5 protein-coding genes are annotated in these 15,006 nt (G+C 74.3%); 2 read left to right on the top strand and 3 right to left on the bottom strand.

From position 1 onward, the window contains the following. Positions 1–27 precede the first annotated feature (27 nt). A complete protein-coding gene (locus BIV28_RS13150) occupies positions 28–1,326 on the bottom strand; it encodes an FUSC family protein (protein WP_076262547.1) in 1,299 nt (432 codons plus the stop codon). 179 nt (positions 1,327–1,505) lie between these two features. Between BIV28_RS13150 and BIV28_RS13145 the strand changes: the two genes are divergently transcribed. Together BIV28_RS13145 and katG are read left to right on the top strand one after the other, a co-directional pair. Further along, entirely contained in the window at positions 1,506–1,928 is a 423-nt protein-coding gene (locus BIV28_RS13145; protein WP_076262546.1) for a Fur family transcriptional regulator, read from the top strand. A 127-nt stretch (positions 1,929–2,055) separates the two neighbouring features. After that, positions 2,056–4,242, top strand: coding sequence for a catalase/peroxidase HPI (katG, locus tag BIV28_RS13140; RefSeq protein WP_083707340.1), 2,187 nt, complete (start codon positions 2,056–2,058; stop codon positions 4,240–4,242). A gap of 107 nt (positions 4,243–4,349) precedes the next feature. Here katG and BIV28_RS20040 read toward each other — a convergent pair whose 3' ends face one another. Beyond that, positions 4,350–8,213: a hypothetical protein gene (locus BIV28_RS20040; protein ID WP_076262543.1), complete on the bottom strand. Its 3,864-nt coding sequence runs from the start codon at positions 8,211–8,213 to the stop codon at positions 4,350–4,352. Beyond that, the gene (locus BIV28_RS13130; protein WP_076262541.1) at positions 8,213–14,947 is read right to left on the bottom strand and encodes a hypothetical protein; all 6,735 of its coding nucleotides are present in this window, start codon (positions 14,945–14,947) and stop codon (positions 8,213–8,215) included. Before BIV28_RS13130 ends, BIV28_RS20040 begins: the two co-directional genes overlap by 1 nt. Positions 14,948–15,006 lie beyond the last annotated feature (59 nt).

The raw sequence follows: 15,006 nt of genomic DNA, 5'->3' as shown, positions 1-15,006 counted from the left end.
TCGTTTCGGCTCCCTGGTGGGCACTGCTCAGCGTCGGCCGCGACCCGGCCGGAGCCCGCGCGGGTAGGGCCGGTCCGGGTGGGGGAGGGCGTCGTGGACGATCCGGGGCAGGTGCGCCAGCGGACGGCGACGCTGCTCCTCCTTCCACTGCTCGTGCACGCGGGCCCGGTCCTCCAGGTCGAGCCGGGCCAGCACCTGCTGGACCGCCGCGAGGATGGAGCCGCGCAGGAGCCACGACGACGTGTCCTCCCTGGCCCGCACGAGGACGAGCTCGGTGAGGATGGCCTGGGTCTCGCGGAGGATGTCGAGGCTCTCGGCCAGGGCCGTGTCGGTGTCCTGCTCGCGCCCCTCCGACTCCGCGACGACGAAGCCGCCGAAGGCGCGCAGGCAGTCGGCCGTGTCGTGCAGGACCACGCCGAACGCCGTGCGCAGCTCGTCGCCGTAGGGGTCCTCGGGGGCGTCCTCCCGGGGCAGCTCCGCGAGCAGGAGCGTGAAGAGCGCGCGGATGGCGAGCAGGCACTGCTCCAGGGTGTCGAGGGCCGAGGCCAGCACGGGCTCGACGTCGACGGTGCCGAGGGCCCGCGGGTTGAAGCGACGGCTCTCCTTGAGGTGGCCGATCGTCTCGGTGGCCCGGGCCACCTCGCGGTTCGCCGAGCGCACGCGGTCGACCCAACCCGTGACCTGCTCGCGGCTCACCGGACCCGCCTCGAGGGCATCGGCCGCGTGGTCCAGGGCGGCGGCGCCTGCCTCGACGACGCGCAGCAGGTCCTGGCGCGCCTGGCCGATCGGCATGGCCGGCGGGTAGACGACGTTGAAGGCGATCCCGACCGCGGCGCCGATGAGGGTGTTGACGATCCGGGTCTCGGACGCCACGTCGTGGTTGCTCACCCCGAGGATCAGCATGGCGCTGATCGGCGTCTCGAGGGCCTGCTCGCCGAGGCGCAGCACCTTGGCGAGCAGCAGCGAGGCGGCGATCGCGGCGCCGAGACTCCACCAGGTCAGGCCGATCCACGTCGACAGCAGCGTGGCGACGAGGACGCCGGACAGCACGGCGCCGACCCGCACCGCACCCATCCTGATCGTCGAGAAGGCCGACGCCTGCACGACGAGCAGCGCCGTGAGCGGGCCGGTGAGGTCGGGGGTGCCGGGGGTGATCACCTGCGACAGCACGTAGGCGGCGACGGCTGCCGCCGTGAGCCGGAGCACCGTGCCGAGCGTGGGTCGCAGCCGCGCCGGCACCTCGCGCCACGTGGCGGGGTGGCCGGGCCAGGCCCAGGCGGCGAGGCGGCGTGCCGGGGACTCGCGGCTGCCGTTCTCTGGTGACATGCGCTGCCCCCGGCTGTGCGGTGTGGGCCCGCCTCCGGGCGGAGCGGGCCCGTGCGTCGGTCCATGCGCATCGTACGGCGCGCGTCGCAGGGGACGCGGTCACGGGGGCGTCGCCGCCGCGTTCCGAGACGTGGCCATGAAGACTTGATTTGTTCAAGTTAACCCGGAAGACTCTGGCTGTGCCGACCGACGTGGAGGAGCTGCTGCGCGGGTCGAGCCTGCGCGTCACGCGCCAGCGCGTCGCGGTGCTCGAGGTCCTGCGCGACCACCCCCACGCCGACACCGACTCGGTGATCCGCCGCGTGCGCGAGGTCGCCGGCGACGTCTCCCACCAGGCCGTCTACGACGTCCTGCGCGCCCTCACCGACGCCGGCCTGCTCCGGCGCATCCAGCCCGCCGGCTCCGTCGCCCGCTACGAGGTGCGCGTCGGCGACAACCACCACCACGTCGTCTGCCGCTCGTGCGGCGTCATCGCCGACGTCGACTGCGCCGTCGGCCACGCGCCCTGCCTCACGGCGTCGCAGGACCACGGCTTCGTCATCGAGCAGGCGGAGGTGACGTACTGGGGCACCTGCCCCGACTGCGTCGCCGCCGCCTCCTGAGGCGCCCTGCCGCGACCCGCTGCCACCTGACCACCCGAAGTGCCCGCAACCGAAAGTGAAGGACCACCCTGTGTCTGACGTGAAGCCCGAAGAGCAGACCGTTCCCCAGAACGCCGAAGTCGGGGAGATGAACGAGCCGCAGGCGCAGTCCTGCCCGTTCGGCCACGGCAAGGAGCCCGTCCCGGCCGCGGGCGGCACCAACCGCCAGTGGTGGCCCAACCAGCTCAACCTCAAGATCCTCGCCAAGAACCCCGCCGTGGCCAACCCGCTCGGTGAGGACTTCGACTACGCCGAGGCCTTCAACCGCCTCGACCTTGCCGCCGTCAAGGCCGACATCGCCGCCGTGCTCACCGACTCGCAGGACTGGTGGCCTGCCGACTTCGGCCACTACGGCCCGTTCATGATCCGCATGGCCTGGCACAGCGCCGGCACGTACCGCGTGCAGGACGGCCGCGGTGGCGCGGGCGCCGGCCAGCAGCGCTTCGCCCCCCTCAACTCCTGGCCCGACAACGGCAACCTCGACAAGGCGCGCCGCCTGCTGTGGCCGGTCAAGAAGAAGTACGGCCAGAGCCTGTCCTGGGCCGACCTCATGGTCCTCACCGGCAACGTCGCCCTCGAGTCGATGGGCTTCACGACGTTCGGCTTCGCCGGCGGCCGCCCCGACGTGTGGGAGCCCGACGAGGACGTCTACTGGGGGCCGGAGACCGAGTGGCTCGGCGACGAGCGCTACACCGGTGAGCGCGACCTCGAGAACCCGCTCGCCGCCGTCCAGATGGGCCTCATCTACGTCAACCCCGAGGGCCCCAACGGCAACCCCGACCCGCTGAGCGCCGCCCGCGACATCCGCGAGACGTTCGCCCGCATGGCGATGAACGACGAGGAGACCGTCGCCCTCATCGCCGGCGGCCACACCTTCGGCAAGACGCACGGCGCGGCCGACCCGCTCGAGAACGTCGGCCCCGAGCCCGAGGGCGCCCCGCTCGAGGAGCAGGGCCTCGGCTGGAAGAACGCCTACGCGTCCGGCAAGGGCAAGGACGCCATCACCTCCGGCCTCGAGGTCACGTGGACCACGACCCCGACCCAGTGGGGCAACGGCTTCTTCGACATCCTCTTCGGCTACGAGTGGGAGCTGAGCGCCAGCCCGGCCGGGGCGAACCAGTGGGTCGCCAAGGACGCCGAGGCGATCATCCCCGCGCCCGACGAGGGTGGCGCGAAGCGTCTGCCGACGATGCTGACGACCGACCTGTCGCTGCGCGTCGACCCGGCCTACGAGAAGATCTCGCGCCGCTTCCACGAGAACCCCGCCGAGTTCGCCGACGCCTTCGCCCGCGCCTGGTTCAAGCTGACGCACCGCGACATGGGCCCGATCGAGCGCTACCTCGGCCCCGAGGTCCCGCAGGAGGAGCTGCTCTGGCAGGACCCGCTGCCCAAGGCCGAGGGCGAGCCGGTCACGGCCGACGACGTCGCCGCGCTCAAGGCGAAGATCGCGGGCGCCGGCCTCACCACGGCCCAGCTCGTCAAGGCCGCCTGGGCCTCGGCGTCGACCTTCCGAAGCAGCGACAAGCGCGGCGGCGCCAACGGCGCCCGCGTGCGCCTCGAGCCGCAGGCCGGCTGGGACGCCAACGACCCGGCCGAGCTCGCCACCGTGCTGCGCGCCCTCGAGGGCGTGCAGTCCGACTTCAACGGCTCGTCCGACCGGAAGGTCTCGCTCGCCGACCTCATCGTCCTCGGCGGCAACGTCGCGGTCGAGCAGGCCGCTGCCGCCGGTGGCGTCACCGTCGAGGTGCCGTTCCGCGCGGGCCGCGTCGACGCCTCGCAGGAGCAGACCGACGTCGAGTCGTTCGGCTACCTCGAGCCGAGGTACGACGGCTTCCGCAACTACCTCGGCAAGACCGGTCGCGTGCCGGCCGAGTACCTGCTGCTCGACAAGGCCAACCTGCTCGGCCTCTCGGCCCCGCAGATGACCGTCCTCGTCGGCGGCCTGCGCGTGCTCGGCGCTAACACCGGCGGCTCGAGCGTCGGCGTCCTCACCGACCGCCCCGGCACGCTGAGCAACGACTTCTTCGTCAACCTGCTCGAGCTGGGCACGACGTGGACGCCGACGTCCGAGGCCGCCGACCAGTTCACCGCGACGAACGCCGCCGGTGAGCAGACGTGGACCGGCAGCCGCGTCGACCTCGTCTTCGGCAGCAACTCCGAGCTGCGCGCCCTCGCCGAGGTCTACGCCAGCGACGACGCCAAGGAGAAGTTCGTCCGCGACTTCGTCGCCGCCTGGTCGCAGGTGATGGAGGCCGACCGCTTCGACGTGAAGTGACCGCCTGACGCGTGCTGACGCGTGCTGTCGCGTGCTGACGCGTCCCGGCGCGTGAGGAGGGCCCGGCACCATTTCGGTGCCGGGCCCTCCTGCGTCTCGGACGCTGCTCAGACGCTGCTCGAGGCGCGAGCCGTGCGCCCGTCCGGCGACTCGACGACGACCTCGACGGTGAGCGGTGCGACCGCCGGGAACCACACGGCGTAGCGCCGCGTGCCGGCCAGCCCCTTGACCCGCACCGCGTGCACCTGGCCGTCGGCCGGGAAGAGCGGCAGGCCCACCGGGATGTCGGCCAGCACGAAGTCGGCGCTCGCGACGACGACGAGCGGGAACAGCGGCCCGATCGGCGGCCGCACCGGGCCCAGCGGACCGGCCGGCGTCAGTGGTCCGACGGGCGGATGCACCAGGGGCGGACGCAGCGGGCCCACGGGGGGCAGCGGCCCGACGACCGGTCCCACCGGCGGCAGGGGACGGTCCGGCGGCAGCGGCCCGACGACCGGCCCAGCGACCGGCCCGACGACCGGCCCGAACCGACGCTTGAGCGCCCGCACGTGCAGGACGACGCCCTCCGCGGCGGCCGTCGGCGCGTCGGTCTCGACGGCGGCGAGCACGCCGGTCGGCCGCGCGACCAACCCGGTGATCGTCACCGTGAAGGGCGGCGGCGGCACCCAGCCCGGCACCGTGACGGTGCGTTCGGTGGTGCGCCCGAACGGGTCGATGAGCCGGAGCGTCACGTCGACCGGGTCGGTGGCCACGGGCCGGGTGAACCACACGGCCACCGGTGAGCGGCCCGAGGCCCGGGCCCCCCGCTCGAGCACCGTCGAGGTCGAGGCGGCGGCCGGTGGCGTCGTCAGGGCGGTCTCCTCGAGCGACTCGAGCGGCACGGGCACGACGACGTCGGTGGCGCCCGCACCGGTGGTCGCGCCGAGGCGGTGCGAGCCGCTCGCCGTGGTGCGGGCCGGCGCGCTCGTCGAGGAGCGCACCACGACGCCGCGGTGGTTCGACCCCCAGATCTCGGCCGTCGGCACGTCGAGGTCGGGCGGTCCGGCGGGCGGCACGAGCACGGAGACGACGTCGGACGCGTCGGAGGTCTGGCCGCGCACCCCCTCGACGGGAAGGGTGTCGACGGGCCGCGCGACCGCGCGCACCAGCCACGGGTCCCACGCAGCCACGCCGAGGCTCCCGGTCCAGCTGCCTTCGTACACGGGCGAACCCGTGACGGGGTCGGGCCCGCCGGCGGTGGCGGTCACCGACGCGACGGGTGGCCCCATCGACTCGCGGTCGCGCGCCGCCGCCTCGGACCGGGTGGCGAAGACGAGGAACCGGTCGACCGGGATGCGGCTGGCCGAGAAGAGCGCGAGGGTGACGGTGCCGTCGTCGTTCGGGGTGGCGCGCACGAGCGGTGGTGCGGGGCGGCGCAGGCGCGGGGCGATCGCGGCCTGCAGGTGCAGGTGCGCGTCGGCCGTGCCGGTGCCGGGCCAGGGCGGCTCGATCCCGGTCATCGTCTGGGTCGTCACCGTGAACAGGTGGATGTCGGTGGAGCCCTTCGGGAGCTGCACGTCGTGGGCGGTGACCGACGCGTCGACCTCCGCGAGGCGGCGGAAGGCCGCGCGTCGGGCGGTGTCGTCCATCCGGTCGTAGGCGTCCCACAGGGCCGCGAGGCGCAGCCCGGGGGACGGCGAACCGGCCGAGCCCACCGGCACGGGCGGCGGCGTGTACAGGCCGCCGGCCGCCTTGACGAGCGCGGTCTCCGACACCTCCCACACGATCGAGGAGCGCACCGGAGCACCGGCCGGCAGCGACCATCGCACCCGCACGTGCGAGCAGCCCTGCGCGTCGAGGGTGCTGCCGAGCGGGACGCCCGGCGGCGCCGGCGGCGGGAGCGGCGTCACGGGCACGGGGCTCGCCGCCACGGCCCGCGCCGGGTTCGGCGCCCCCGGCACCCACGGCGTCGGGGAGGCCCCGACGGTCAGGTGGCTGCGCAGCCACACCTGCACGCCCCACCGCTGGGTCGGCGTCCAGTCGAGGGAGGGGATCGGCACCTGGAGGGCGTACCGTCGCCCGCCGTCGCCCTGGCCGGGTCCGGCGAGCACCATCTCGGTGCCGTCGGCCGACAGGCACGTGACGCTGCACCCCGACGGCACCGGGGTGTCGGTCGGGAAGCCGAGGGCGAAGTCGCGCCGGAAGCAGCCCGCCGGCGTCGCGAGGTCGGGGTCCAGGCCCGCCGGCGGCGGCGTCGAGGCGCTCCCCATCGGGAAGAAGAGCGCCACGCCGACCACCTGGGCGGGGGTGCGCTCGCTCCAGTCGACGGCGGCCTCGAGGCGCAGGCTCGACGGGCACGCGGCGGCGTTGCCGGTGAAGGTGCTGTCGAGGGCCAGCGAGATGACGCGGGGTGCCTGCGGGCCGGGCTCGTCGCCGGCGTAGGGCACGTCGCGCCACGCCGACCACAGGCCGTGGATGTCGACGAGCGTCGCCGCGTAGCCGACGTCACGGCCGCCGCTGCCGATGGGGATGTCGGCGGCGCCGTCGACGAACGCGATGCGGTCGTGCCCCGGATCGCCCTCGGGCCCGTCCGGGCTCAGGGTCAGCGGCCGGACGCCGCCGGAGTCGCGGGGCGGCGCGAGGCACTCGCTCGTCAGCGACGACGCGTCCCACCGGGCGAGCACGCCGGCCGACACGCGTCCGAAGCTGACGGTCGTCGGAAGCGCGTCCCACGACACGCGCACGCTCTCGCGCCAGGGGTCGTCGGGGTGCTGCGGGCCGACGAGACCGGCCCGCCCGGCCGTGAGGGCCGTCGGCGGAGCGGTGGCCGTGTGCGGTCCGACGACGGGCGCGTAGGCGGCGAAGGTGCCCTTGCGGCGTCCCGGCGGGGGCGTGCGCGCGTAGTCGGCCGTCACCATGAAGTCGAGGCGCTCGGCGATGTCGGGCCAGCCGTCGAAGGGCAGCTTCGTGTCGACCGTGTAGGTCGTGCCGAACCCGGTCGCGAGGTTGAGCAGCGGGTCGGTCTGGGCGGGGAGCATCAGCAGCGACAGCGGGCGGATGACCGCGGAGGTGTCGAGGCTCGACGTGCGGGTGCCGTTGCTCGGACCGGCCACCGCACGCGTCTCCTCGAGGGTGCGCTGGGTCCACTCCGGGACGCTCGCGCGGTAGAGCGGCTCGAGCTCGGGCAGCAGCTCGACCTGCACCTCCTTGACGAGGCCGTCGGGGTCGGCCGAGACCCACGGCGGCGCGGCCCGGCCCGACTGGGTCATCGGTGACCAGCCCAGCGGCGGGGCGCCGCGCACGAGGCGGTCGACGGCCGCGTCGCGCGGTGCCTTGAGGTCGTGGACGAACCCTTGGTCGGTGGTGTCGTAGTCCGTTGCGGGCCATGGCTGCTCGGCCGGCACCCCGACGACTTCGAGCCGCTGCCAACCCGGGTCGTTGACGACGTCGACGAGGCTGCGGATGCGCACGGCGGTGACCGACGCGTTGTCGACGCGCGCGAACGTCGCGCCGGAGCAGCGCAGCCCGACCTTCGTGGGGCCGCTGCCGGCCGGCACGACGGCCGCCGCCACGACGTCGGCAAGGCTGCCCGTGAGTCGGTGCAGCGTGACGCGCACGGGCCGCGCCGCGTCGACCGGCGCCACCGAGAGCTCGACGACGGCGGCCTCGACGCGCCACGCGGTGATCGGCGCCCCGCCGGAGCCCCCGGGCGCGGTGACCGTCGCGACCTTGGCCAGCGGGTCCTTCGGGACGCGCGCCCACACGGTGAACGGCGCGCGCGGCAGGCCGAGGCGCGGGCTGCACGCCCACCACACGTGCAGGTCGCGCGAGCGTCGCTTCGCCTCCTCGAGCTGGCGGCCGGCGGGCATGAGCGTGTCGGCGAGGGGCGACTGCGACCGGTGCACCTGCTCCACCTGCGCCTCGATGACGCGCCCCCAGTCCAGGCGCATCGCCTCGGCGCGGAAGAGCCGGCTGCTCGCGAGGAGTGCCATCAGTCCTCCACCTCCCACGGGGCCCGGAACAGGCCCATCCGGACGCAGGTCCGCCGGTCCTCGGCGAGGCCCGCCAGCGGGTCGGCGGCGACGACGAGGTCGAGGCGGACCTCCTGCCCGCGCGAGCCGGGGGCGAGCAGGGCGATGGCCCGCGTGTCGCCCGGGCACCGGACGATCCGGGTCACGGTCGCCCGTGGCGGGTCCCCACCAGCCACGGGCGCCGTGCTCCCCTGGAGCGAGAGCCAGTCGTCGCGGACGCCCTTCCACCACGTGTGGGTCGGGTCGCTCGCATCGATCGGACCGGTGACCACCTCAGGCATGATGCGCGAGCGCCACAGCGGCTCGCTGCACTCGACGACGAGCGCCACGGGCTGCGGCACGGCGTCGCCCGACCACAGCACCTCGACCGCCGGGAACGAGGGCACCTCAGGCACCGAGAGGCCCGCCGCCTGGTAGGCCGTGTCGACGTCGTCGCCGCTCGGTCGCAGGGGCAGCGCGGAGAGCGCCGAGCCGGTCGGCACGAGGCGGCCGCGCACCGTGGCCGGGGCGACGTAGGCCACGAGGTCGTCGAGGCCGAGGAACCGCGACGTCGTGAACCCGATGCGGTGGATCCGGTTGTCGGTCGTGGTGCCCTCGCCCGAGGCGACCGCGTGCACGTCGACGAGGTAGTCGGTGAGCGGCTCGAAGTCGTAGGGGAGCGTCAGCACCTCCTGCAGCACCCGCTCGCCGCTGACGTCGATGCAGCGCATCCCGTCGTCGCCGCGCTCCTGGCCGTCGCGCACGACGTCGCGCACCGCGTCCTCCCACGGCGTCAGCACCTGCAGCCCGCTCGCCGGTGTCAGCAGCGCCTCGGGGTCGAGGGTGATGTCGTAGGCCGAGCCGGGGTCGGTGGAGCCGGGGGCCGGCGGGTGGGCGCCCGACGCCGACCGCACGACGGCCTTGAGGGTGCGGCCGTGCGCCTCGTAGAGGGCGGCGACCTTCTGCGTCGCGAAGGCGATCCGCACCGGTTCGCGGCAGAACACGCCGACGTCGTCCATGCCGGGCGCGGTCGCGACGAGCCAGGGCGAGAGCACCTTCGGGTAGGCCGAGGCGGCGTCGGTGCGGAACCGGAACGACTGGGTCACGGCGGGCTGCACGGTGCCGGTGTCGGTCGGTGCCGGCTGCGCGTCCTGCTTGATCCACGCGGCCGTCCACGTGACCGCCACGGTCCACGTCTGGCCGGGCTCGAGCAGGGCGCGGTCGTCGGGGTCCTGGGTCAGGGCGGTCTGGAGGGCCTCCTGGTCGGCAGCCGACGTGGTGGAGTCCCAGTCCTCGCGCCACGCCTCGGAGCCGACGAGGCCGGTGGCCGCGACGACGTAGAACGGCTCGTCGAGCTTGGCGGCCACCTCGGGGCGCCAGCCGATCACGACGCTGGCCGTCTCGTCGGGGAGCTTCTCGAGGTCGACGAGGACGAACATGAGGCCGGCGCCCGACGTGGCGCGCAGCCGCGCGGCGTAGAGCCCGGCCCGCAGCACCGGGTCGACCCACGGGCCCGACGGGTCGAGCCACGGCGCCGGCAGCGGGTGGCCGGCACCGACGAGGTCGCCGCCGTCGACGGGGCGGTCGAGCAGCGCCGAGCGGTCGGCGGCCTCGGCGCGCAGCACGAGCCCGCCGCCGACGGCCCGCTCAGGGACCAGGAGCAGGAACGTGGCGCCGCGCAGGCCGCCGTCGGGGGAGAACCGGACGGCGTCGCGCAGCTCCTCCGGCACGAACGTCGTCCTCGCCCAAGCCTCCTTGACCTCCTCGCGGTCCTCGTCGGTGCCGAGCGGCGCCGGGTCGAGGGAGTCGCGACGCGGGCTGCGCAGGACCGCGCCGCGGCACCCGACGTCGGCCGCACCCGTCTCCGGGCTCCACGCGGTCGTCGCCCGGGCGGCCATGACGTCGGGGAGGGGCGTGCCCGCGTCGATGAGGTCGAGCGTCGCGGCGTCACCGGTGGTCCACGCGGACGCCGACGCGCTCGCGGTGAGCGCGGCGCCGGCGACGAGGGAGACGGGCAGGCGGGAGTCGGAGCGGCGCACCTTGCCCCCACGGCACGGCACGGCGTCGGCGAGCACGACGGCCGGGTCGGTGCCCTGGAGCAGGTCGACGTCGGGGTCGCCCGTGCGCCACGGCTCGGTGACCCGCATCGGGGCCTGGACCGGCGCCGAGCGCGTCGTGCCCGGCGGGTCGGGCCACGCCACGCCGTCGAGGCGCCAGCCCGGGACGCTCGGCCCGGCCGGCTTGCCGTCGAAGGTCCACAGCACGGGCGCCGCGGGTGCGGCCGGGTGGCACACGGTGCCCCAGCGCTCGGTGACGCTCGTCGTCAGCTGCTCGCCGTAGGGGATTGCGCGGGAGAACGGCGTCGGCAGCCAGTCGAGCAGGGCCAGCGCCGTCGTCGGCACCGCGGTGCCGGCGGGGGCGCCCGTCCACCAGGCGCTCGGGGTCTTGCCCGTCGGTGGGGAGGGGATGAGGGCGCCGCCGGTGAGCGTCACCGCGGAGACGTCATAGCGCCACCAGCGGTCGCCGATGCGGCTCCAGGGGTTGGCGGCGGCTCCATTCTGTCCCAAGGGGTTCCCGCCCATGACGCAGTTCGCTGCGACGCGCGGTGGCGTCGAGAACGTCAGCACGGGAACGGCGTCGATCGGCACGACCGGCATCGGTGGCGGGTTGGAGGCGTCCACGTCGACGGCGTCGCCGATCTTGGCGTCGACCGCCCGCTCGGTGGCGGTGCCCTCGACGAGCGCGGGGGACCGCGACACGAGGGTGAGACCGGCCACGAGCGGCTTGGCCTTGGGGTTGTCCTCCGGCTCGGCGCCGATGGTCAGCGACACGCAGCCCTTGATCGAGAAGAAGAAGAGGTCGATCTCGCCGCACACCTCGCCGTGCACGTACGGGTCGTCACGGACGACGCCGCCGATGGTCCGCTTGCCGACCATGACGGTCAGCTCGGCCGAGGCGCCGATGCTGATCACGAAGAGGCGCAGCTCGCCGCGGGCGTAGATCTTGCCGGCGATGAAGAACGGGTCGAAGCCGACGATGGCGTCGAACCCCGCCGCCACCTCGAGGTAGAGGCCGACCGACTTGCTGCCCATGAGGACCGCGCTGATGTGGAACCCCGTCGCGATGGCGAGGCCGTTCGGCGCCGCCGGCAGTCCGTCGACCGGCAGCTGGGCGTGGGTGATCCCGTCGCCGTGGATCATGAGGTAGCCGCTGCCGGTGATGACCTCGAGCACCTCGACGGTGACGCGGTCCTGGTAGTTGCCGAGCTCGACGAGCCACGACTCGACGTCGTTCGTGTCGAAGAACGCGGTGACCGGCACGCGCACCTTGAGGATCTTCTCGATCTGGTACTCGGCGACGATGCCGATGGTGATGGTGCCGCGGCCGAAGTCGAGGTCGAGGACGGCGAGGAACGTCGCGCTCTGGTTGGCGTCCTTGAGCGCCGGCGGCATCTTGATGACGTCGGCCTTCATGACGAACAGCAGCCGCGGTCCCGGCACCTCGACGATGACCAGGCCCTTGAGGTGGATGACGTAGCCGCCCTCGAGCGTGCCCACGAGAACGCCTGCGGCGAAAGCGAACCCGCCTTGGTGCAGCTCCCAGCCGGCGCCGTTCATGACGCCGCCGGGCCGGCCCAGCTGGTCGCGCAGCCAGTCGAGGGCCGGGACCTGGCCGGTGCCCTCGATGCGCTTGTGGTTGATGCCGACGCCGACGAGGAAGCCGAAGATGCCCAGACCGGAGTTGCCGAGCACGAGCGGCACCGGGAACTCGATCTCGGCACCGAGCAGCACGCCGCTGACCCCGCCCGCCTGGCGGAAGGTGAACGTCAGGCTGCCGCGGATCTTGACCGGCACGATCTGCACGTCGAGCGCCCCCGAGAACCCGCCCGGCTCGATCGACACCTCGCCCCGCCCGGTGATGACGTTGGGGATGTCGATCGACGCCGCGAGCTTGGTGATCTGCAGGTCGAGCGGGGGCCCGTCGACCCGCGCGCGCACCCGGACCGTCTCGATCGTGATGATCCCGAGGTCGAGGCCGAGGCCCACCTCGACCTCGAGGTAGGTCGGGTTGTCGCGGCTGACCCGGACGCCCATGATCCGCAGCACGCTGTCGAGCGGCGGCACGGCGTGCATCGACCCGGCGGGGATGTCGAGCGAGTAGCCCTTGCTCGGGTCGAAGACCGGCAGCGGCACGTAGTCGAGCGACCCGCCCGCGCCGGTGCCCCACTGCGAGCGGACGCCGATCGCCTTGTACCGCGTCGTCACCGGCATGTTCGGGTCGATCCGCACCAGGGTGAGGTCGAACCAGAACGCCACCTCGACGTCGAGCAGCACGCTGACCGCGGTGCCGCGGTCGCTGACCGTCGTGATGCCGTCTGCACCGAGGACGCCCTGCGACACGATGACCTCGGCGCCGCGCAGCGTCAGCCGCTTGGTGTGCAGCAGGTCGCTCGCCCCCAGCGCGACCGACCCGAGCGCCACCACCGCTCCGGCGGCCGGTGACAGCTCGGTGGCCGCCGACGTCAGCGGCGCGAGGACGCTGAGGGCCCCGAGGATGTTGAGGGTGACCGGGTGCGCCTGCGAGTCGCGCATCTCGGCCAGGCCGTCGAGGTCGCCCTCCTTGGCGCGGAACTCGCCGGTGATGTCCCACGAGCCCTGGTCCTCGGCGATGCGCAGCCGCACGAGGAACGTGCAGATGCCGTCGTTCGGGTTGGGCCGGTCGCCGGCCCGCAGCGGCTCGGTGCCGTGGGCGGCGAGCCGGCGTTCGGTGGCCGTCTCGATGTCGAACTCGCCGTAGACCTCGCAGCGCACGAAGGTGCTGCGGACCAGCTCGACGCGGGCGCCGAGCAGGTGGAAGCAGTCGGGCCGGCCGGGCTGGTGCGGGGCCGGGTCGTCGTCGTGGGTCGGTGGTGGCGGGTCGCGGTGCAGGTCGGCGGTCACGGTGACCGGTGCCGGCCCGGCCGCCGAGGTCGCGGTGGCGTGCCACCAGCGCGGCGCCGCCGGGTCGCTGCTCACCTGGGCCGGGCCGTGGCCGTGGGCGGTGCCTCGCGTGGCGTTGGTGTAGCCCGCGGCGGCGAGCGCGTCGAGCATGGCGGTGATCCGGCGCTCGCTCAGCGCCTGGTTGTGCCCGGGCTGCTGCTCGGGGCCCTCGTAGGAGGCGAACCCGTCGACGGTCAGGGCCGTTCCGGCCCCCACGACCGACCGGCGCGCGGTCGCGTCGGTCATGAACGACGGACCGGCTGAGGGGTGGGTCCGGTCGGTCGCGGGGGAGACGCTGAGGTTGGCGGGGTTGACGGCGTAGTCGTGCCCCTCGCTCGGGCTCGGGTGGTCGAAGAGGAAGTAGGCGTCGAGCTGCTGCTGTGCTGCGCTCGTCGTCGTGGCGGTGACGCTGACGGTGGCGCCCGAGCCGACGTCGATGTCCGCCTCGGTGGCGGCCGACTGGCTGCCCGAGCTGCCACCGCTCCACGACCAGTCGGCGGCCACGCCGCTCGCGAGCGCGACGCGGGCGCTCGTGCCGGTCTGCGACAGGATGACGACCCGCGTCGCCTCGTGCGAGGTGTCGGTGACGGTGACCGGCATGCCCGTCGCGCCCGGGGTCACCGGCTCGGTCCGCCGCCCGACGCTGAAGGTGCGCACCGTCGTGTGCGCCCCGGCGTCGGTGACGGTCACGGTGACCGCGACGGTGCCCGTGGCCGGCGTCGTCACGGCGGTGCGGTCGGTGTTCGCCGGCGTCGCCGTGACCCCGCCGACGACGATCGTCGTCGACAGGGGAGCGAGGCCGCCGTCGGCGTCGACGAACAGCGTGGACTGCTCGGGCAGCATCGCCGTCCCGGTGCCCGGGTCGTCGACGAGCTCCCCGGTCGCCGTGCGGAAGTGGACACGGACGTTCGGGTTCGTGCCGCGGTTGACGACCTCGGCCTCGAAGACTCCGGTGACGCCCTCGTGCACGCCGATGCCGACCCACAGGTTGCGCACGCCGGCGCTGACTGCGAGGCCCTCCATGCCGTTCGGCGCGACGAAGAGGCGCGCCTCCGGCAGGTAGAAGCCCTGCCAGTCGCCCGGCATGGCCCGGGCCCCCGCCGGCACGCCGGGTCCGGCCGTGCCCGACAGGTCGAGCACCGCGGTGCGGAAGGCGAACCCGACGCAGTCGCTCGGCCCGACGAGGGCGTAGGGCGGGTCCATCCGGATGAACTCGTAGATGTGGTCGACCGGGGTGCCGGACGTGGTCGCCGAGAGGATGTCGACGCCGACCGAGCCGCCCGCGAGCTGCTGCACGCGGAAGCGCACCCGGGGCACGACGAACCCGACCTGGGGCTTGGCCGGGTCGGCGCGAAGCTGGCCCTGCCCGTCGAGCATCGCCCCGCGCAGGAACGGCACCCGGAACAGGAAGCCCGGCGAGGCGATGCGCAGGCGCCACCCGCCGTCTCGGGAGCCGCCCGAGCCGCTCTTGTGCAGCGAGAAGTCGCCGTCGACGTGCGGGTCGGTGAACTCCACCGGCGTGCCCGTCGAGCCCTGGCTCGCGCCGAACCCGCCGGTGCGCGGGTCAAGGGCGAGGGTGCGGGTCAGGTCCTGGTCGAAGGTCCAGACGTCCCACGCGCCGTCGGCGTCGCTCACCTCCGTCGGCCCCGAGGTGGTGAGGTCCTGGAGCAACGGGCGCAGCCCGTCGAGCGCTCCGGAGTTCTGGACCGGTTGCGGCAGGTCGTCCCACATCGACATCGGCGTCACGTCCCCGAACGGGTGAGCACACAGGGCGATGAAACGCCTTCGACGGTACG

It is taken from the genome of Intrasporangium flavum (genome assembly GCF_001956915.1).
In the GTDB taxonomy this organism is placed as follows: Bacteria; Actinomycetota; Actinomycetes; order Actinomycetales; family Dermatophilaceae; genus Monashia; species Monashia flava.
Note: the sequence above shows the minus strand (reverse complement) of the source record. Positions and strands in the feature narration are given on the sequence as shown.

Coding starts and splice junctions, on each gene's coding strand:
- BIV28_RS13150 (WP_076262547.1), bottom strand. CDS start 1,326: ATGTCACCAGAGAACGGCAGCCGCGAGTCCCCGGCACGCCGCCTCGCC.
- katG (WP_083707340.1), top strand. CDS start 2,056: ATGAACGAGCCGCAGGCGCAGTCCTGCCCGTTCGGCCACGGCAAGGAG.
- BIV28_RS20040 (WP_076262543.1), bottom strand. CDS start 8,213: ATGGCACTCCTCGCGAGCAGCCGGCTCTTCCGCGCCGAGGCGATGCGC.
- BIV28_RS13130 (WP_076262541.1), bottom strand. CDS start 14,947: ATGTCGATGTGGGACGACCTGCCGCAACCGGTCCAGAACTCCGGAGCG.